This is a genomic window from Nostoc sp. 'Peltigera membranacea cyanobiont' 213, assembly GCF_002245975.1.
GTDB lineage: Bacteria > Cyanobacteriota > Cyanobacteriia > Cyanobacteriales > Nostocaceae > Nostoc.
On record NZ_NOLI01000135.1, the window covers coordinates 1 to 20,711 of the forward strand.

At 41.6% G+C, this 20,711-nt stretch carries 17 protein-coding genes and 1 pseudogene; 4 read left to right on the forward strand and 14 right to left on the reverse strand.

From position 1 onward, the window contains the following. Positions 1-41 precede the first annotated feature (41 nt). Positions 42-944 carry a class I SAM-dependent methyltransferase gene (locus CDG77_RS27015; protein ID WP_094332367.1) on the reverse strand — a complete coding sequence of 301 codons (903 nt, stop codon included), beginning with the start codon at positions 942-944 and terminating at the stop codon, positions 42-44. Between the two features lie 492 nt (positions 945-1,436). On the opposite strand from CDG77_RS27015, the gene CDG77_RS27020 reads away from it, so the two are divergent. Together CDG77_RS27020 and CDG77_RS27025 are read left to right on the forward strand one after the other, a co-directional pair. Further along, positions 1,437-2,945: a hydroxysqualene dehydroxylase gene (locus tag CDG77_RS27020; RefSeq protein ID WP_094332381.1), complete on the forward strand. Its 1,509-nt coding sequence runs from the start codon at positions 1,437-1,439 to the stop codon at positions 2,943-2,945. 106 nt (positions 2,946-3,051) lie between these two features. Then, positions 3,052-3,420 (forward strand): DUF6464 family protein, encoded by a 369-nt coding sequence (locus CDG77_RS27025; RefSeq protein ID WP_094332368.1) that lies wholly within the window; start codon positions 3,052-3,054, stop codon positions 3,418-3,420. A gap of 68 nt (positions 3,421-3,488) precedes the next feature. Here CDG77_RS27025 and fmt read toward each other — a convergent pair whose 3' ends face one another. Then, positions 3,489-4,520: a methionyl-tRNA formyltransferase gene (fmt, locus tag CDG77_RS27030; RefSeq protein ID WP_094332369.1), complete on the reverse strand. Its 1,032-nt coding sequence runs from the start codon at positions 4,518-4,520 to the stop codon at positions 3,489-3,491. Positions 4,521-5,381: 861 nt separating this feature from the next. Here fmt and CDG77_RS27035 point away from each other — a divergent pair. Next, positions 5,382-6,701 (forward strand): hypothetical protein, encoded by a 1,320-nt coding sequence (locus CDG77_RS27035; RefSeq protein ID WP_094332370.1) that lies wholly within the window; start codon positions 5,382-5,384, stop codon positions 6,699-6,701. Between the two features lie 277 nt (positions 6,702-6,978). Here the strand turns inward: CDG77_RS27035 and minE are convergent, their stop codons facing one another. From minE to CDG77_RS27065, 6 genes are all read right to left on the reverse strand, one after another. Continuing rightward, positions 6,979-7,269: a cell division topological specificity factor MinE gene (minE, locus tag CDG77_RS27040; RefSeq protein ID WP_012410010.1), complete on the reverse strand. Its 291-nt coding sequence runs from the start codon at positions 7,267-7,269 to the stop codon at positions 6,979-6,981. Between the two features lie 36 nt (positions 7,270-7,305). Then, positions 7,306-8,112, reverse strand: a complete 807-nt coding sequence (minD, locus tag CDG77_RS27045; RefSeq protein WP_012410009.1) for a septum site-determining protein MinD — start codon at positions 8,110-8,112, stop codon at positions 7,306-7,308. A 288-nt stretch (positions 8,113-8,400) separates the two neighbouring features. Then, entirely contained in the window at positions 8,401-9,435 is a 1,035-nt protein-coding gene (minC, locus tag CDG77_RS27050) for a septum site-determining protein MinC (protein ID WP_094332371.1), read from the reverse strand. A 254-nt stretch (positions 9,436-9,689) separates the two neighbouring features. Continuing rightward, on the reverse strand, positions 9,690-11,012 hold the full coding sequence (locus tag CDG77_RS27055) for a four-carbon acid sugar kinase family protein (RefSeq protein ID WP_094332372.1): 1,323 nt from the start codon (positions 11,010-11,012) through the stop codon (positions 9,690-9,692). A 56-nt stretch (positions 11,013-11,068) separates the two neighbouring features. Further along, the gene (locus CDG77_RS27060) at positions 11,069-11,731 is read right to left on the reverse strand and encodes a hypothetical protein (protein ID WP_094332373.1); all 663 of its coding nucleotides are present in this window, start codon (positions 11,729-11,731) and stop codon (positions 11,069-11,071) included. A gap of 279 nt (positions 11,732-12,010) precedes the next feature. After that, the gene (locus CDG77_RS27065) at positions 12,011-13,216 is read right to left on the reverse strand and encodes a glutathione S-transferase family protein (RefSeq protein WP_094332374.1); all 1,206 of its coding nucleotides are present in this window, start codon (positions 13,214-13,216) and stop codon (positions 12,011-12,013) included. Between the two features lie 209 nt (positions 13,217-13,425). On the opposite strand from CDG77_RS27065, the gene CDG77_RS27070 reads away from it, so the two are divergent. Next, entirely contained in the window at positions 13,426-14,697 is a 1,272-nt protein-coding gene (locus tag CDG77_RS27070) for a carbamoylphosphate synthase large subunit (RefSeq protein WP_094332375.1), read from the forward strand. 32 nt (positions 14,698-14,729) lie between these two features. Here the strand turns inward: CDG77_RS27070 and CDG77_RS27075 are convergent, their stop codons facing one another. From CDG77_RS27075 to CDG77_RS27100, 6 genes and pseudogenes are all read right to left on the reverse strand, one after another. Beyond that, on the reverse strand, positions 14,730-15,602 hold the full coding sequence (locus CDG77_RS27075; RefSeq protein ID WP_094332376.1) for an STM4011 family radical SAM protein: 873 nt from the start codon (positions 15,600-15,602) through the stop codon (positions 14,730-14,732). A gap of 56 nt (positions 15,603-15,658) precedes the next feature. Beyond that, positions 15,659-16,621 carry a formylglycine-generating enzyme family protein gene (locus CDG77_RS27080; protein WP_094332377.1) on the reverse strand — a complete coding sequence of 321 codons (963 nt, stop codon included), beginning with the start codon at positions 16,619-16,621 and terminating at the stop codon, positions 15,659-15,661. Positions 16,622-16,773: 152 nt separating this feature from the next. Next, positions 16,774-18,171: an STM4012 family radical SAM protein gene (locus tag CDG77_RS27085; protein WP_094332378.1), complete on the reverse strand. Its 1,398-nt coding sequence runs from the start codon at positions 18,169-18,171 to the stop codon at positions 16,774-16,776. Positions 18,172-18,254: 83 nt separating this feature from the next. Beyond that, positions 18,255-19,055: an STM4013/SEN3800 family hydrolase gene (locus CDG77_RS27090; protein WP_094332379.1), complete on the reverse strand. Its 801-nt coding sequence runs from the start codon at positions 19,053-19,055 to the stop codon at positions 18,255-18,257. A gap of 106 nt (positions 19,056-19,161) precedes the next feature. Beyond that, on the reverse strand, positions 19,162-20,403 hold the full coding sequence (locus tag CDG77_RS27095; RefSeq protein ID WP_094332380.1) for a hypothetical protein: 1,242 nt from the start codon (positions 20,401-20,403) through the stop codon (positions 19,162-19,164). A gap of 35 nt (positions 20,404-20,438) precedes the next feature. Next, positions 20,439-20,711: pseudogene (locus CDG77_RS27100) on the reverse strand (STM4014 family protein); the annotation flags it as partial.

Genomic DNA, 20,711 nt, shown 5'->3' on the forward strand with positions numbered 1-20,711 from the left:
GGTGGGGTTCTTGTATCTCACCAAACTGGGAAACGCTATAATTAGTCCAGTTTAGTGCTGTAGGCACTAAAACCATAAGCCAAGGTTTCTTTTAAAGCATCTGATGGTTTAAGACTTCTGTTAATAGCATTAGCAAAGGGCACTGGAATTCCCTTAATGGTTTCCGGCAAAATTGCATATTCTTGTGTTGGTTCCACAATATATTGCGGGCACTTAGTTTTGATGCCAGCAGTCGCTAACATTTCATTTATTTCAGCAGCTGAATATTGCTTGAGATAAACTGGATTTCTCACAAATGGATTCAGCCTTCTGATAAAATTATGGATAATATGAGAAGGGCAGGACTTATTGTGAAAAGAATGATTAAAAACAAAAATTCCACCAGGTTTTAAGACGCGAGATATATCAGCCAACAAGCTTCTTAATTGTACATCTGGTATATGCATAAAGACGCAGTTAGAAATTACCAAATCTATAGAATTATCTTCCAAAGGTAATATTTCAGCAGAAGTGCAAATCAAGTTAAATTCCGCTTCTGGAAAAAAATTATATTCTTGTTTAACCTTAATTAACCGCCGCAATAAAGGTTCAGAAATATCAATACCGTAATATTTTTCGCATCTAAGATTTTTCGCTTTCGAGAGATGCAAAGGTGCGCGGCCATAACCAGAACCAATTTCTAGAATAGAGCCAACAGATTTATTTGAGGGAAATTTGTTCCAAGTCCCTCCAGGTGTACCAGTTAGCAGAGTGTAATCTTGTTTAATGGGTGATGTATCTGCAATTTTTTCAATTTTTTGGGAACCATAATATGTTTTACCAATTGCATCCCATGTTTTTTTATGTTGAGTATTATTCAATTGTTCATAATCACTAGGGAAATAAATGCCATCTCGTAATTCAAAGTCATTTAGACTGAATTTTGTATTTGCTAATTGAGTCATTATGATTATTCCTCATCAATAGTCAAGTCTGTTTTCTGTTATACTCTCAACTCAGCATTAACCGCAAGGGATTTTTACTGAATTGCTCTACATTAGCCTTTCCTTAAAGTCTATAACTGCTTTCAATTTGGTGGAATATATAGCGCTTGTCACTTTGCTGCAATACAGTCTGAACCTCGCCCCGTATTTACTTCAGCAAATACTCACCTCTCCTTACTAAGGCTAAAGTGTACACACAAGTCCTAAAAGCATAGTTTTGTAGGTATGTTAGCTTACCGTTAGCCAAAAATGCGATGTCTCCGACGGGCGATGGCAATGCGCTGATTAAATGTTGCTAGGCGATCGCATTCTCAAGATAAAATTTAAGTACTTAAACCCAAACTAGTGACTGCATAGCATTTTTCTCGGAATCCTCTTGCTCTTGCCCATCATCAGATGAGAGCGGCAAGTTCGTATACATTAGTTGATGGACAGCAACAATCGGAGGCTGGGATGATAGAAGGATCGCAACAAAAACGGGTGGTAGTTGTAGGTGCTGGTTGGGCTGGTTTAGGAGCAACCTACCATTTGGCAAAACAAGGTTATGATGTGACACTTCTAGAAGCAGGCCCTTATCCCGGTGGATTGGTGGCAGGTTGGCAAACAGCAGCCGGAAAATCTGTTGAAGCTGGCATTCATGGCTTCTGGTATCCTTACAGAAATATTTTTTCTTTAATTAATCAATTAGAAATTAATCCTTTTACTACTTGGACTCGTTCTTCGCAATATTCGCCAGCAGGTTTAGAAGTTGAATCGCCGATTTTTCAAGACTTACCGCGACTTCCCTCGCCACTAGGAACTTTTCTCTACACTCAGTTTAAGCGGCTGCCACTAATCGATCGTCTCAGCGCCCTGCCTTTACTTTATGCTGTCGTTGATTTTGACAATTCCGATGCAGCTTGGCGGCGCTATGACTTTGTAACTGCCCGTGAATTGTTCAAAGACTTTAACGTTTCTGCACGGCTTTACCGCGAGGCTTTTGAACCAATGTTATTGGTGGGCTTGTTTGCCCCTGGCGAACAATGTTCAGCCGCCGCAACTTTAGGGATGCTTTACTTTTTTATTCTGGCTCATCAAGCCGATTTTGATGTGGTTTGGTGTCGGGGAACTGTCGGAGAAAAGATATTTCGTCCTTGGGTGGAACGAATTGAAAAAGCTGGTGCGCGAGTGTTGCCTAAGCGTCGGGTTACAGACTTAATTGTTGATAGTAATCAAGTTAAGGGTGTGGTTTGTGGTGATGAAGTTTTTGATGCAGATGCCGTGATTTTTGCAGTTGGAGTCACGGGGATGAAGAAAATTGTCTCAACTAGCCCTAGTTTACAAAGCCGTGAAGAATTCCGTAATTTGAGCAATTTAGGAGCAATTGATGTTTTAGCAACGCGACTATGGTTTGACCGCAAAATTGATATTCCGCGTCCTTCTAATGCTTGCTTTGGATTTGACGCAAGTACAGGTTGGACGTTTTTTGATTTGAATGCCCTACATGATGAATATCGGGATGAGCCGGGAACAGTGATTGAAGCTGATTTCTATCATGCGAATCAGTTTCTCGGTTTGAGTGATGAGGAGATTTTAGAAATAGTTCAGGGTTATTTAGCAACTTGTGTACCCGCGTTTCGAGAGGCAAAAATAATTGATAGCAGTGTAATTAGGCTACCTCAAGCGGTGACTCACTTTGCACCTGGTAGCTATCGTTATATGTTGCCCGCGAAGACAAGTTTTGAAAATGTGTTTATGAGTGGGGATTGGATTGTGAACCGTCATGGTTCCTGGTCGCAAGAAAAGGCTTATGTTACTGGTTTAGAAGCGGCGAATTTAGTGGTGTCTTATTTGGGAGAAGGCCAGTCAGCTGAGATTTTAGCTGTAGAAGAGGATGAAGTGCATATCCAAGTGGCGCGATCGCTCAACCAAACTCTACGTGACTTGAGCAAATCTATCCTACCTAACTTTTGGCTGCCGTAATCCGTAGGGACGCGAAGAGTTAATCATTAGTTGTAATCTAAATTCGGTAAGCTAAAGAAAGCTATGCTATACGATCCTTCTAATGTAAATCAAATCACATAAGCTTATGGAGCCAGACTCTTTACAAACTGAGGTGATTCTGACGCATCCGCGTCAGTCACTCGGTAAAGTGCAACTTGATTGGACACCCCAACCCGGCAATTATCTCGATTTTGAGGGTAAAACCTACGCGGTTTTAGAACGCCGCCATCGATACCAACTTAAAGCTGGGCGTTACCGCTTACATAATATTGCCATTTATGTACAGTCTGCTAAACGGCCATCTGAGAAAAGTTTGGTAGGTGGACGTTGGGTAGTTGGCGATGCCACCTGTTGCTACAATGCTCATTCAGAACTCATTCGCTGTGCAGTGAACCCAGATGGCCCTTGCGAATCTTGCCGCTTTTATGAAAAGTCTGAGGAGAGACGCGATTAATCGCGTCTGTACAGGAGTTAGGAGCTAAAAATTATTCTCCATAATCTCCCTCATCTCTTCCATCCCTGTCAGTTTCCCGCACCAAAAACTTCTCCCACAGTTAAGCGGCTACCATTAACAAAATCCCATCCCGACTGGGGACGTTTCCCAGCTAGCTGAACCTCTCGCAACAGCAACAAACCTTCCCCAGTTTGAACGATCGCACCAATTCCTTTGATAATGCTAACTACAACTCCCGGTTTGTCTGATGCGTTTGACAAATCAGGCAATTTATGAATTAATTCTTGTAATTCTGGTGGTAGATTGCGTAGACGCGGAGCGGCTTGTCGCCAGACATCGCTTACAGAAGCAAGGGGAGCCGAAGCGGTGATTTTCAACAAGTTGTTACGAAAGGTAGCCGTGCAGTTAGGGTAAAAGCCTCTAATTTGATTGTGTAATTGGATCGCACTTTTTGACCAATCCAAACCATAATCTTCTTTTTGAATCAGAGGTGCATAAGTAGCTGCTAAATTATCTTGGGGAATTGGTTGAATTTCTTTACGTTCCAACTTCAACAGAGTTTCCACCAAAAGATCCCCACCGATTTCTGCTAGTCTGTCGGCTAAATCTTGGGCATTATCCAGTAATCCGATAGGTGTAGTGGCTATTTGTAGCATTGGCCCGGTATCCATCCCCACATCCATTAACATGGTTGCGATCCCCGTTTCCTTTTCACCGTTATACAAACACCACTGAATCGGTGCTGCACCGCGATATTTGGGTAAAATCGAGCCATGTACATTAATGCAGCCCAATTTTGGCATCTTTAAGATTTTTGCCGATAAAATCTGTCCATAAGCGACAACAACAAACACATCTGCGTCTAATTGTTTGAGTTTGGTTAAAGTTTCAGTGTCTTTTTTCACCCGTTCGGGTTGCCATACTGGTAAGTTATGAGCAGTAGCGATCGCTTTTACTGGTGTTGGCGTAAGTTTATTTCCGCGTTCCCGGCGTTTATCTGGTTGGGTGACAACCGCCAGCACCTCAAAATCTGAATGATTCAATAACTTTTCCAAGGTGGGTACAGCAAACTGCGGTGTACCAAAGAATACAATTTTCATTAATGATTTAGTTGTTAATCGTTAGTTATTAGTTAATGGTAAATAATATCGGCTGTTTGGTGGTACAATATTTTCGTATTAGTGAAACTAAAAGCCTACTTGATTAACTTAATAGTTAAGTTTATAAGTGTAACAGGTAGCATAAACTGCATCTGCCTTTAGTTAATCTAATGGTTTAGTGGTGTCTCGTCACGAGCCACTAGAGCATCTACCAAGTCAAATTTGTTGTGTTCCCGATGTTTAACCCAAATTGGCATTAAATACAGTTGGGTTTCCAAAAAACTATTGCATCTTCTAGCTATTTCTGTAGTTGAGATTGCAATTTATGACTTTGGGTTGCTGATAGCAATATTTTCTGAGTATGATTTATTATGCGTCTGCTTTCCCAGCTTTCCATGTAACGCCTCACGTTTACCATCATGAGGGTTTGCGCTGTTATATTTAGTGTTTAACCTGGCTTGTTTGCTTTGTACTAGCGATCGCTAGTACGATCCCCACTAACTAAGTTATCTCACTTCTAATTGCCAGTGTCATTGCCTTACATATAACTTGTAATATCCCTTGACTAATACCTATTTTTGGTTTAGTTAGGTATAACAACAGCAGGATTATATATCGTGTAGTAATTACTGAGTTATCAGCATTTTTACTATACTCGCATATTTTTGCAAAAAAACATTCAGTACCTGAGTAAGAAAAGGTGTGGACAATGATACTTAATTTTTGTAAAACTCTGCAAACTTTGAAGAAAATATATCGTCAAAGTTTTTAGTTTCTTGTTATACATATAATTACTGCTTGCCCCATTACTGCATAGGTATTGCTTCTCACATAGCAACCGCCCCTCTAGAGAGTCTACAAATGCTTAAACCCCTTTTGCTGTCAGGATGGTTCCGCGCACAACCATTTCTAAATTACGTTGTCGTTGTGATACTGATTGCACCCTTGCTAGGGGCATCGGCTCACTCGTTCCCTGTAAAATCAGAAGTAGCTAAACTAACTTCGATAACTGGAGATTCTGACTCTGTATCAAAGGAAATAGCTGTAGTTGAGGAACCTGAGATAGCTGAAATATCAAAAACAGATCAAATCAACTCATCAACAGAAGAATCCGATCCTGTACCAACTCAAAGTACTGCTGTTCAGGAACCGCAAGTATTACCATCGAATAAAATTGAGTCTTTGGCTCAAGCAGATACTTATGTATCAAATAGCGACTTAACTTTTCCTAATACTTTGGCAGCAGTCGAACTTGCACCATTAACAGATGTTCCTGTTAGTCAGCTTAATCTAATACAAAAACTCAAAGCTGCTAATATCAAGTCTTTGAAAGGAAAAGAAAATTCTCTCTCTAGAGATAAATCTTTGACCAAGTCATTGATAGCAACTCAAATAGCCCCAACTCTTAGAGAATCACAACCAACCACAACGACGGAAACACCTGTTGCTAAACCAGTTGATGAATCCCAAGCAGAACAAATAGATCCCTTAGGCAGTCCTCATCCTATTCCTTGGAAATGGATTACAGCGACTCAAGAGGCTATTGGTTCCAAGGGTGGTTCTGGAGTCCGCCACTACCGCAGCGTACCGGTGGTTTCTCCTGATGGTAAATATGCTGTTTATAGCCGGGTACAATTAGAAGTAAAACCAGAAATGTACAACAGCCGTGTTACCAGCGTTCTGTTTGTTCAAGATATGCAAACTAAGAAGTTGTGGGTAATGGCTTCAACGACTCCTGTTAGCGATCCTTTATTAAAGGTAAAGGCTGTAAAGGCGGCATTGTCAGAAGAAACTGACACAAGTGGCAAAATTGGGGTATTAGTTCCAGTAAGCTGGTCAGAAAAAGGCGATCGCTTCTTAGCACGCAAGTTTGAGGGTATATTTAACACAGGCGATTCTACAGATAGTGCAGTGATTTGGGATCGAGAAAAAAATCACGCCAATACAGTTGCTCCTGTTAATGAGGAAGAACATGAAAAAATTGCCGTATTGTTAGGTTGGAGTAAAAGCCAACCAGATCGCGTGCTGTTCCGTGCAGGGGAATTGGGCGAAGAAAACTGGCCGCTAATGCAAGTTGCTAATGATGGTAAGACTATCACTACAACAAACGACGATCGGCCGATTACTTTTGGTAAAAAGGTTACAGAAGTTTGGGCAGGCCCACAAGTTGCCTACCGATAGTTTATAGAAAAATTTATTACTCCCGTTGTCTTCACTACTGACAACGGGATTTTTTATTATGTGGTAAATATTTTTGGCGTTCCTGAGTTTAGATAGCCTAAGAATGAGTGTAAAAGCGCAGATATGACAACAGCGATCGCACTTTATATATCTACTAAACCCTATTCCCAAGCCTGATAAATTGGCGAAGGTATTGGAAAAAATAAAACATTTCCTAATTACACATCCTACTTTCTGATATTAAGTCATACAGAATTAAAACTAAAACTATAAAGACTTATTTATCACCCCTTTCCCATTCAGGGATGGCTCCTTTTACCCTGCGGATGGGCAAATTAGCAATTAAAGCTGTAGTTCGTTGGTTGCTTTCTAAGGAGAACTCCAAGCCCTCTGTCTCAATTTCGACATAGCGACAGACTACATCTAGGATTTCTTTCCGCATTTTTTCCAACGTTTGAGGATCTAAGTCAGCGCGATCGTGAGCAATCACCAATTGCAGGCGACGTTTAACTTGAGTTCGACTGCTATCAGGGCCGCGAGAAAAAAGTTTTTCTAGAAGTTCAATCATTACGAATAGGTCTGGCGCGAAGACTGGAAAAGTAAGTTAAACAATCTTAGTCCACAACAACCTTCGTAGACGGGCGAAGATGCTGTCTTGGGACGAGTCGATCTCCAGAAATTCGACACTTTCTCCTTCTAATCTACGAGCAATGTTCTCAAAGGCTGTGGCAGCTAAAGAGGGATTTTCCGCTAACACTAAGGGTTCACCGCGATTGGTAGATACAATAACACGCTCGTCGTCAGGGATTACCCCGATCAGGGGAATGGCGAGAAGTTCCTGAACATCTTGCACTGACATCATATCATTTGCCTGCACCATTGCGGGTCTGATGCGGTTAATTATTAAATGAACACGCTTGATACCTTGTGCTTCTAGTAAACCAACTACCCGATCGGCATCACGAACTGAAGAAATTTCTGGCGTGCTGACAACTAGCGCTTCTTTTGCCGGGCCGATCGCATTTTTAAACCCATTTTCAATCCCGGCGGGGCTATCGATGATCACGTACTGATATTTTTGCGCTAGGGCATTCACCAGTAACTTCATTTGTTCCGGTGTGACTGCATCTTTGGAGCGATTTTGGGCTGCCGGCAGGAGTACGAGATTGGGTTGGCGCTTATCTTTCACCAAGGCTTGTTCTAAGCGGCACTCTCTGGCCAAGACTTCTACCGCAGTATAGACGATGCGGTTTTCCAGCCCTAGCAGCAAATCCAAATTTCTCAAACCAAAATCCGCATCAACCAAGGCAACTTGACGACCCATTTTGGCTAAAGCCATGCCCAGATTTGCTGAAACTGTGGTTTTACCCACTCCTCCTTTACCGGAGGTAATCACTATAATGCGAGTCATGATAGAAATGCGGTCAATGAGGGTTCAGGAAATATAAAACTGTAAATTGCAGTATAAAGTATGAAGTATCGTATCAAGTATGAAGAAATATCTGATCTCCCTGATTTGGGCGAGGGATAAATATTTTTTGATTGCGATGTTTGGCGACAAGCTGCTTTGCGTCTACGCTCGGTCGTGTGAAATACACAACGCTAGGGATAGGGATTAGAGTAGTGTATTCCATCTACATGAAAACCGCTATATTTCATCCTTCATATTCTTCATATTTTAGGTAAATATTCAGGGCTACTAATTGCTCTTAGTAAATTGGTTTCTAGAAAAATCACTAGCTCTAGCGATGCGAATCCCTTGGGGCATAATATGTGCCACTTCTGGAGAAAATTGCATCGGTAATTTTTCTGGTGCCCTAGCTACAGCATCTGCGATCCGTAATTGGGTAGGTTCCATTTGCAAAGCCATAATCAGACACTCACGATTGCCTCCAGCCCCAGCATGAGCAATTCCACGTAAACGACCCCAGATGATAATATCTCCATCTGCAATTACAATACCACCTGGGTTTACATCTCCCAAAATAATTACTGTACCAGGATGACGAATTTCGACTCCAGAGCGGACTGTTGTTTCTAGATAGAGGGCATCTGCCTGGGGTGTAGCTGTAGCTTCTGGCTCTGTATTCAGGGAAGTTATGGGCTGCAATTGCTCTACAGAATACCCAGATGTGACGGCTGCGATCGCAGTTTGTCGGCGACTTGTTGAGACAGATATTAGCCGCAGTTGGACTTCACTTAAAGCCTCGGCAAGTTCTTGGAGTTGTCTGGCATCTACTAGGCGGTCTTGTGCCATGAGATGTACGGGAGTATTAGCGATCCGAAAGCGATCGCCTGCATTCAAACGTTGCCTGATTTGTTGCCAAATATCAGACCAACTGAGTTCTGAGGCAGATACTTGAGCTTCTAAGGGCAAAATTAATAAAAGTCGTCCCTCCTTACTTTTTAACTGGACTTGGGTATTGTCATTTACGCGATACCCTGATACTGCTGACTCATTGGGATTTGAATCAGTAAGGATAAAATCATCTGATGCTGCATCAGTACTTAACTCAACATCTGGGTTAGCAGGATTTGACTCTACATCCTCCAAGACAGGATTCGATTTTAAATAAAGGAGGACGGATTTTAACTCCGCATCAGGGGGGATAGGATCTGACTCTACATCAGAAACAGTAGGATTCACCTCTACCCCCGAAATAAGAGAGTTTGATTCTGCATTAGGAAGTGCAGAATTTGACTTTAGATTGGGAATCGTAGGATCAGAAGTCATGCAGTACTAGCCAAAAGACAAGGGACACTCCGAATCATTACCAATATTAGATCAGTTGGAAAATTCAACAACATCGTCAGGTAAAAAAGTACAGAGGATAGATTACTCCTTTCCCGCCATAAGATTACTTGTATTTATCCTTTGCGTCCTTCTCTACGAGACGCTACGCGAATGCGTCCTTGGCAGTTCGTTAAAAAAATTATCTTCTAGCAGGAAGGGAGTAGTTCAGAATTATCATCATCTTCACTTAACACTCAAGATTGTTTAGTCAACCTTTGATAAATTGTCCCCAAAGCATCAGCATCACCAACGTTACCTGGAAATAGCACCACAGGCAAATCAGGAAACTGGGGATGCTCGGATGGAGTTAACACGATTGAACAACCAGCTAAAATTTGACCGAGTAACCGGGCTGAAGTTAAGGCTAGTCCAGTACTCAAGACATCGTTTGAGGTAATGCCACCCTTGCTGATTAAGAATCCTATATCAGATGGTAAACCCCGCACAATATCCATCAATAAACTTGAAACTTTTGCCCCAAACTCCAATCGGGTGTTGATATCTTTAAAACTCAGTTCCTGACGGCTAGTATAAACCACTGGTGTTTTGCCCGCTTCGTGTGCCGCCCGCGTACTTTCCTGAATTTCCGTTAGCAGTGCCGCAAACTGATTTGCATCATCAAGCAATCGCGCTACATTGACTTCGATTCCCACGGTTCCTTGTACTTGCAATAGCGCCTCTAGCTGCTGAGTAGTCTTTTTCACATGGGAACCAACAATTATCGCCCCTGGTTTGCCTTGACGCACGTATTGCGCCATGTTTTCGGCAGCAATAGGTTGGGGTGGTAAAGCGGCTAAAGCCGTTAAAATACTTGCGGCACTGCGAAACAGAAAGCGTTTTCCTTGACTTGCTGCTGCTAATATGTCTACTGCAAAGCGGTTGAGATCGGCTTGAGTTTCACCATCGACGACAGCGCACTGATTACCACTCAGTTGTAACAAGCGTTCCAAACTACCAGCGCGAATATCGGCTAGGAGAAACCTTTCTACAGCTTCGGCATTAATTCGTCCTTGAGTCTTTTCTTCAACATACTTGGGTAAGTAACTGTGATGGTAACTGAAGACGGAATCACGGGCAAATTCGGTTTCATCGACTGGGGTGGGGACACCAGCAATAATTAAGTAATGCACGCTGTCGCGGGTGATGCGTCCGCCCTCAAAAAATGCCGGGACAAGGAAATGAGCATCAAAAGGGCCGAGTTCTTGGGCGATCGCATCAGTTTCAACAGGATAATGCCCCCGCAAAGTAGAATCAGAACGGCTGACGATCAGAAAATCGTCAATTCCTTCCGCATTCAAGGCGATTTTCAGGTTTTGGCAAACTTCTTTGGTGACAGATGTGGCTGACTCTGGCGTTAGCGATCTAGTATTAGTCAACACAAAGAAAATCGGCGAATCATCCTGTAACCCACTGCGTAAAGTGTCCACATCCCAGTGCATTAATAGCAAGCAGCTGTGAACTGTTTGAGAACCTGTGGGGTCATCATCTAGGACAATTATTTTTGGTTTGTTGCTCATTTAAGTCAACGGGGCGATTGTTTTTTAGGAAATTCATCAGTAACGAAAAACTTTACTCAGCCTTTGTGCAATTTTCTGATTTCTGCTTGCACATCGATCGCAATTTGCAATGATTGATTTAGCAGTTGAGCATATTCGCCTGCTTGACTACTAACTTGTAAAGCTTGCAGACTGGCTAAATTATTCACAAATAACTCTTGGTTATTAGCAAGCAATTTTTTATTATCTCGCAAAATTCGTTCTGTTTTCAGAGCGCGGACTAAATCTTCTCTAATCAGTTGTAATGCGGCGGTTACTTTATCTCGGTCATGGATACTGCTTTCGATGTTTCCTGATGCTGCCAATTGGTCATTAATATCTATAGCGTTAACCAGGTCATGATATTTATCTACTTCATCTAAAAGTATTGTCAGTCCTTCGGGACAGGTCAATTGTCGCCATAGCCATCGCCCCACTAATATCGGCATTGGCACTAAAATTAGTAAAAGAATTCCGAATTTAATTGAAGAACCAATTGTTGGCAGAATAATAAATGCGTAAATAAAGCCCACAATTATGGGCGTTAGCGCCAGCGTCACCAGCGATTCATTGAGCAAAAACCCTAATCGCTTCTTGCTATCTCGCAAAACAGAGGGACGGAAAACGTCTTCTGAATCGAATCCAGTCAAACGTCTCAGTTCCCCCTTACTAATTTCCAAACCTATTAAGTCCGGCTGCACGGCTGGATAACTCCTATGGAAGCCCAAGTTGCGTATTTATTTTAATCGGGTTTGGTAGAGAAGCAATGGATGGTTACGTAATAGTTATGATAAAAAGCAAGCTGTGCAACCCAACTGCATAAAGCTAAGAAGCATTTTTGGATACAATGCAGTACTTATGTAGGCGATCGCATTTATCAATTATCAGTTATCAGAGTGGGAGTCAAAGCTTGAAACCAAGATAACTGTTCGCTGGCAACTGTTAAAGGAGCGCGATCTGCCAGGATGGGTTCCTGAATCCTACTTTCTGACAAAGTTAGACGGGTCTTGATCTCGTCGATGCTTAGTGGGAATTGGGGTTGGCTGTCCATCACCTGCAAGGGCTGCGGTTTTTTCCAGGGATTCCCTCAATCGCTTGGCTGCGTAGATAGACATGTCTCGCGGTACATTAATGCGATCGCGCAAATATCGGAGAGCAACATCAGATCCCGATGGAGGTACACAGTCTTCATTGGTCATCATGTGTGTTAAAGCACAACGTAGGGCTTGGTCAAACAATTTATCATCTAAAGGGTTGACTCGGATAATATTGACGCGATGCTCGATAGTTCGTTGAAGAGCTTCCATGCGGGAGTTTTCGGGTTCTGGATAAGTAACATCTGGTAGCCCGAACCAGGGCCCGTTATCCACCCGCGCTTTATTGAGAAGCATCTGGGTTTCGCGGTTTTCCCAACAGCCCCCCATCTGGGGCGGCAAATCATGTGCGTGGGTGTGAAAGTCGCTCTGGGTACCGCAGTAGGTCGGTCGGCTTTCCATTGCCGCAAACCATGCCCTCAAGCGAGGGTTTTCCTCCCGCAGAGAGTAGCCCTTGTAGTAGTAAAGGCTCGCATTCATCCGTTCGAGATATGGCGTAAAAATGACATCGACGATGCCGAAGCTATCTAGAAAGTAAGGACTTGGGGTGCAACCCAGAGCCTCCTCCACCCTAGCCACTACTGCGATGAATTGTTCTCGGTTGCGTTGTTCTTGTTGAGAGTTCTCTGCTCTGTAGCACAGCCAAGCACACCAAGCTCGAAATAAAAGTCGTTCTAATTGACGTAGAGGAAGCACTGTGCGGTCTTCCATCCCTTGGCTCAACGGCTCAAAAACCTTTTCCAAAGCGATCAAAATGTCATCGCTTTCCTTAATAATCTGTCCATCTAGCTCGATCGCGGGGAGCATTCCTGATGGTACCTTACGTTTGTACCAACTTTCTTTCTCCCCGTAACAGAACATTGTCACTTTTTCAATGCGATAGGGGATCTGTTTTTCCTCTAGCCATAACCAAACTTTTTGACAGTAAGGACACCAGGCGTGGTTATCGCGGTACAGTGTTACCCGCACATCAGATTCGCGCTGACCAAACAAGCGCAACCTGGCTTTAGCGTTGGTGAGACCATTAACGGTATCTATTTGATAGTCCGTGAGGGTTTCTAGTTCTTGCCAGCTTAAGGGTGCGGTAGTCATAGGGTGAATTGCGTAGGCCAATACTTAGGACTTTTCTTGACTCTACAATATTTTCAATTACACCAAGGCTTAATTTAACCGATAGGTTCGCCCATTTGGAAAAGATATTGGAATTTGTAGGATAGTGGCTCTATTGGGATGAACTATCTGTCTTAACGCTCAAAATACTGTGTATGATTCGGTGTCAGTCCGATTTATCAGAGAAATTAATGAACTCAAAATATAACTTTCAATACTTCCAAGGAAGCTCTCTTTCTGATTTATTTGCTCAAGATATCACAGATGCATCTTATGGGTTTATCTTAAATTACCCTGCAACTGCGAGTTGGGCTGCTTATCCCAACCGGAAAAAATATTTTATTCAAGATGGCAGTAGTGAAGCCACCAAAACCTCATTTGATAAGATTTGCCAAAAGGAACCTTGGAAAAATTTGGCTGTGTTAGGCGAGGGCATTCCTGGAATTGTGATTATTCCGCCACCAAAGTTGCTGCTCGAATACTGGCAAGAGCATTTCGGATTTAATCACTCTAATATTGAGATGATGGACGGCTCAACTTATCTGGACGATCTGGGCCGCAACGAACACTTTGATAAACTCATTACTCTATTTCCCTTCGATGGTTTAAAACCCGAAAAACACGCTGTTGATTCAGACACCCATTACCGCTTACTTAGTAAAGTAACGCTAGACGAACTGGGCGTGCAATGTCCAAAATACAAAACCTACAATCTGCACCAAGTCAATCTCCAAGACATCCAGTTACCGCAATTCCCCTATTTAATCAAAACATCGCACGGACTCTCAGGAGAAGGCACTTATATCATCAAAAGTCCCAGCGTTCTAAACTACTGCCTTGAAGAAATTAGAAAATATCTTGCTATTAAATTGCTTGATACGATTATTGTCTCGGAGTTTGTCAAGAATGAGGTGCAAAATTACTGCGTACAGTTCTATGTCAACAAAGCGGGGGAGATAACCCTCATCGGCACTACTGGACAACTCGTTACTCCAGAAGGCAACTATTTAGGGGGACTGATTGACTACCGCGAAACTGACATGAGCAAGTTCTTTGAGATGATTGCCAACGTTGGTCAGTATGCTCACAAACACGGGTATTTCGGCGTGATTGGCTTTGATGTGCTGGAAAATCAAAACGGACAGCTTTTTGCAATTGATGCCAATTTCCGAGTTAATGGCTCGACTTCGTTGTGTTTGCAGCGCCATACTCTACTGCGACTGGGAAAAGGAGTAGCTAAATATTCCGGTAGCTACCGAATGGAAGGGACATTAGAATCAATTCTCATAACCCTCAAACCAGAATTAGATCGCAAAGACTTGATTATTCTATCGGCTTTGGAGAAAGTCAAATACGGAAAAATCTATACAGAACTTTATGCGATCGCTACTGGAGAAACTATCGAACAAATGCAGTCTATTGAGCAGAAATTACAGAATAAGGGATTGCAACTACTCTCTTAAGGGCTAGTGCTAATGCAGGTTATCAAGAATATCTACACTAGGCATTCTTGATAAACCCAATTATCAGGAATTCTTTCTAAAATTCCAGAACCAAATACCTGATTCATTTTTAAGTATTCTAGATGAACGTAACCAATATGACAGTGACAACTTTGATTGCTACAAGGTTGATTAACCAAAGCTGCTTCCCAGTCAGAATCATAAATATTACCAATTGGTTCTTTAATAAAATGACATCGGCGCATTGTCCCATCACCATCAACAGAAATCGCTGATTTCCCAGCCCGACAAGAATGCCCAAAGCTAGGATAATGATTAGTATTTAATTCATATAATGGGTCGATAGATTGGAAAAATTCTCGGTCTGCTGGTGATAAATTAGGAAGTTCTGATTTCACAGCATTAATCCACAAATAAATGTGATTTGGTAACTCTTGACGTAAAGCTGCTATTTCTGTTTTAAAGTTGGGAAAACCGACAACTCCTACACTAAATTTGACATTTTTGTTGTCTAGATTTAGGCATTTTTGTAAGAAGCGATCGCGTGACACCCATTCGGAATGAAAAGTTGCCCAAAGCGCCAATTTATCTTTGTTACATTCCTCTACCCAATCTAAATTACAAGATAGATTAGTTTGAATTGCTGCTTTATTAACATTGGGTAACTGCGTTAATTTTATCAGTGCTTGCTGATACCAAGAATGGATTAGGGCTTCTCCCCAAGGAGTAAAAAGAATTGAAAATTGATGTTGGGGATGTTGGGAAATAAAATTGACAAATCGTTCTAAAGATTGTTTATCGATTGCTAATTCGGCGGCTGTTTGTTGGCGTTTAGCAAAAGGGCAATATTCACAACCGTAGTTGCAACTGATTAAAGGGCCGCGATAGAGAATAGTGAGGTGCATGGAGAACTTATAGTTTTGTTCTTTTTCAGTGGCTAAATGCTGTCAAGTTGATATTTTTAGGATATGGAACAAGCAACCCTAAAACCAATCCGATTGTTTGGTGCAGCAGCACTACGATAAGCCGTTTTCCACCCTCGCACAACTCGGTATTCTCGAAATTGACTCAATTCTTCAGGGGTTTCCCGCGCTGTACCATCTGTGGGTGCGTTGTAATAATCTCTGTGCCAGTAATCAGCACACCATTCTATGACATTACCGTGCATATCATATAGACCGAAAGGGTTGGCAGAAAAGGAACCCACTGGTGTAAGTTTATTATAGTTTGCTGTTTTACTCACATTCTCAGGAGTAATTATCTCGCCAAAATGGTACAGCGTGGTAGTACCTGCACGACAAGCATACTCCCACTCAGCTTCACTTGGCAGTCGATATAAACGTCCTGTGCGTCTGGAAAGTCGCTGACAAAACTCAACTGCTTCTGGCCAAGATACCCAATCGATAGGATGCTGGTTAGGAACTATGTCTGAAAATTCTGGAGGATAACGAGATAAATTCGGATCTAAGTCGTACTGTACTTTGGGCAAACCTGCAACAGCTTGCCATTGTGCTTGAGTAACCTCAAACTTGCCAAGGTAGAAAGATGCAACGGAAACCGAATGCTGTGGTTCTGAACTACTACCGTTCATCTGACGCTGTTGTGCAGGAGATGAACCCATTAAAAACTGTCCTCCAGGGATTGTAACCATTTCTAGTATTGCTCCCTTGCCCAGGTCTTCAGCGAAGAACTGATTTTTACCCTGACGGCGATTTACAATTTGCCCTTGCGAATCAACTGTGATTACTTCAAACTCAAAGGTTTGTAAGATAGGTGCTTTACCTGGTTTGGAGATCCGAGAAGAGGATTGTCTCATACAACTTCCGGCGATCGCACTCATCAAGCCTAAACCTGAGAAAATCAAAAGTCGTCGTCTTAGATTTGGAGGTTCTATATTTAGAGACTGCTGGCGCGGTTGCTTCATGAAGAACCCCTAGTAATCGTAGGTTGAGATATATGTTTATAATTTCCTTCCATACAATGTTTTTCAGATTTATTGAATTAATGGGTTTAAACTTTAAGCCTGTAACTGGTTGGAGAATAATAGAGTTTAAGAGTAGAGATATCGACTAAAACTTATTTCAATTCATAAGTCTGGCTTAGTTGCCGCACCTGATCAGAAAATAACCAATCACCAATTGTGTCAGAACGCTCAATACCTGCATCAGTTAAACACAAAATTTGTTCATTTTGCGTTGCCAGATTCAGGGATAGTAATTCGGTGAGTTCTGGAAAATCTACCATTACATCTGTTCCAAACTGATGGCTATAAATAACAAAATTCAACCCTTCATCAGAGAGAAGAGATAATAAAATGTAGCGACGACGGCGTTCTTGGGCATCTAATTGGAAACCATAGCTGGCATAGTCGAAAGCTTCATTGGGTGTCTGGATATAGGCTTGCAGAATATCACGGATTTCCTTAGAACCCACTGCATATTCGTTAGAGTAGTGCAAAGTATTAGTGTACGAACGTGCGCCACAACCTAAACCAATCATCCCGTCGGCTTGACAGCAGTAGACAAGAGAGGAGGGAGACAAGGGAGATGGGGGAGACGGGGGAGACAAGGGAGAAATATTGCTACCTTGTCTACCTTGTCCCCCTTGTCCCTCTTCCACTCGTCGAAACATCCGCATGGAAACTTGCGTATATCCTTCTGACAATAATAGCGATCGCCCTTCCCGATAACAAGCTAAACGAATATCGTCCCATTCTCGATCTGTGCGTCCCAAACCTGTGAGCGATCGCACATACAATGGATATAGATAAATTTCTTCTGGTTGAAAACGCAAAGTAGCTTGTATTGATTGCAACCAACTATTTACAGTTTGTCCGGGTAAACCGTAAATCAAATCAATGTTCAGAGTGGGAAATCCCATCTCTTTGATCCTTGTCAGCGTTGCTTCTATCTGAGTAGTAGATTGACGGCGCTGGGTGGCTAAAACTTCCGAATCGATGAAGCTTTGGACACCAATGCTAACACGATCGACGGCGTGCGATCGCAACAGCTTTAACTTATCCTCAGTAGCGGTTTCTGGCGAAACTTCCACAGAAATGGGAATTTCCTGTAACTTTGCACCCATCGTACTTTCAGCAATATTGAGAATAGTTTCGAGATGCTGAATGGGTAACTGAGTCGGAGTTCCGCCACCAATAGCGAACCTAGCAAATGACACATCACCCAACACCGCTTTCATCCGTTGCGCCTGTCGCTGTACTGTGCGGACATATTGACTCATAAAATCTTCATTGTGGCTGACTATGGTAAACAGGTTGCAGAACCCACAACGCATTTCACAAAACGGTATATGTATGTAGAGAAACAGCGCTTGTCTATCTTGCTGCGCCCAAAGTTCTGGAAGATGCACAGGTGGGGAGATGGGACGGTAAGCTGTTTTGTGGGGGTAAGAATAGACGTATGCTTGATAAGGAGACTGGGCAATTTTCGATTTGAGATTTTGGATTGTCAGCATAGAATTTCAAGTATTTTCGTGACAAGTTAAGAATTTGCTTTAAGCCTCACGCCAAGAATAACTCTGCGCCTCTGCGTGAGTTTTCATAAAACAAACTCTGCATAGGGAACAGTCCAAACCACAGGATGGCTGAGTCGATGTCCAGTGTAACCATCTTCACCATAAGTTGTCCCGTGGTCAGAACAGAGAATGCAAAAAGTAGAATGCCTTTGTTGTATAATATTCCAGAGTTTAGCTAATTGGCGATCGACATATTCCAAAGCTGCGGCGTGAGATTCAATGGTATCGATTTTATCTTTTGCATCTGGAAGATAGAAATAATTTGGTTGATGCAAAGCAGAAATATTTATAAATAAAAATATACGTTGATTATTCGACGTTTTTTCTAAAATTTGTCGTGCAAGATTTACCTGATTTTCTGTAGATTCGGGGTTAGTAACACCTAATTCTGGACTCCAATAACTTTCAGCAAACATTGAGGGAATTACATTACCTAAAGGGTTGCGTTTGTTGAAAAAACCAACTCCACCAATGCAAACTGTATGATATCCCTTAGCAGCTAATCCAGTAACAATATTTGAGCTATCTAACACACAAGTGTTATCAGTTGTAGTGGTACTTCCTTCAAATCCCAAAGCAAAAAGACGGGGGTGAATTCCAGGCGTTACAGGTGTGGGTAAAAAGCCTGCGAAAAACGCATGATGAGAAGCATAGGTAAAGTTTCCGGGTGAATGGCGTTCTTCCCAACCTGTTTTAGGGAGTACTTTTGCTAAGTTTGGAGTGCGTTTTTGTGCGAGTAAATTTTTAGCTACGTCGTAACGCAATGTATCTAGGGTGATAAATAAGATGTCATGAGTTCCCACGATTTGATTTATATTGAACATGGCGAGGAAAAATTATGATCTATTTATAGTCATGCCAGTAGGGTGTGTTATCGCCTTAGCGTAACGCACCATCGAAAATTAAAAACTACTTTATCTAAAGTATTATTTATTCGTATAAACAGGTATAGCGATCGCCAAATTCAGATTCCTCGTTTTCGTCGTTAGCCTGTGGATTTGTAATTACTTGACAATCTAGTTGAGATAATTCTTCAATCATATTTGTAGAGAGATAATTCATTGAAACATCAAGGGTATGAAGCTGATTAATAGAGGGAAAATTCAGTAAAGCTTTAGCACCTTCATCAGTCAAAGTTCCCATCGAAAGGTCAAGTATTGCAAGACGGTCGATAATTGTTGGTAATTCTGTTAAGCACATAGCAATATTGTCAGAATAATCGCTGCTTCTTAGCCCCAAATATTTCAAATTTGGGAATAACTCTCCTGAGATAATTGGTAATAAATGCTTCGTTCCAATATCACTTCCATATCTGTGACAACCACCCAGCCATAATTCAAGATATTCTAGTGCTGGTAAATCAAGCTGAAAAATTTGGTCAACAGTATCCGAGTTGATAAATATTAAGCCAGTTTCAAAAATTAGAGTTTTTAAATATTCATGTCGTAAAGGTTTAGGTCTGATAGGTGAACACCAACCACCTCTTACTTGTAATACTTCCAATTTAGGAAAATTTCTTAATACAGGTGTAACATCACCTAACTCTAAGTATGAACTCATAAATGGATGTGCTTCTGCATTTCCGATAAATAAATATTTAAGATTAGCTAACTTATCATCAGCATCAAGTATAAGTTTTATATAATCATCAAAGTTATCATCGATAGAATAAGAACCATGTGGTACATAGTTATGATTAAAACCACGTATTTCACAGCTTAAAGCTTCGATTTTGCTTGTATGTGAATCTTGCAGTAATATCTTTAATAATTCTAAATTCACAACATAAGCTTTCCCTTCTGGATCATTAATTCCAACTTCAGGATTAAAATTTTCTCTCGTCCAATCTTCCAATTTTGTGAAAAATAACCAAGGTGCAAAAGATAATAATGCTTGTTTTCCCTTGTCTCCTCCCCTTTGTTTTAATAGCCTTGCAGCAAAACGTTGCGCTTGCTCGGAAGAATCCATTAAAGTATTAATTACTAAATCTAAACCCATATCTCCATAATTCAAAGCCTCAGAAATAGCAGCGAGTTTCACTTCAATAACCGAACTTTTTAAGCGATTTTTTACCCCTTCAATTCCTCCTAATACCACACCGCTAACAGGAGGTGGCGCTTCTCCACCGAGTACTGCGTCAAATTGTCCAGGTTGATTTGAATTGTTGTTCATTTTGGTTAATCCTAATTTATAGTCGTACCCTACATTTATCTTGCCAAAATCGCCTTAACTTCACTCGTATAAGTATCCATCCCATCCCATAAAATACCCGGTAGTAAATCACCAAAAGCATTAATCTCTAAAATCGCATGAGTTTTCCAATCGGGTAAAATTAGTAAATCAACTCCGCAATATAAACTATTAGGAAATAACGCTGCTGCTTGTTCACAAGTTCGCTTCATTATCTCCCAATTTTCTACACCAACTTTTGCTAAAAATTCCTCAGTATTTCCCCGTTCATTCCCCAAATGCAAATTTGT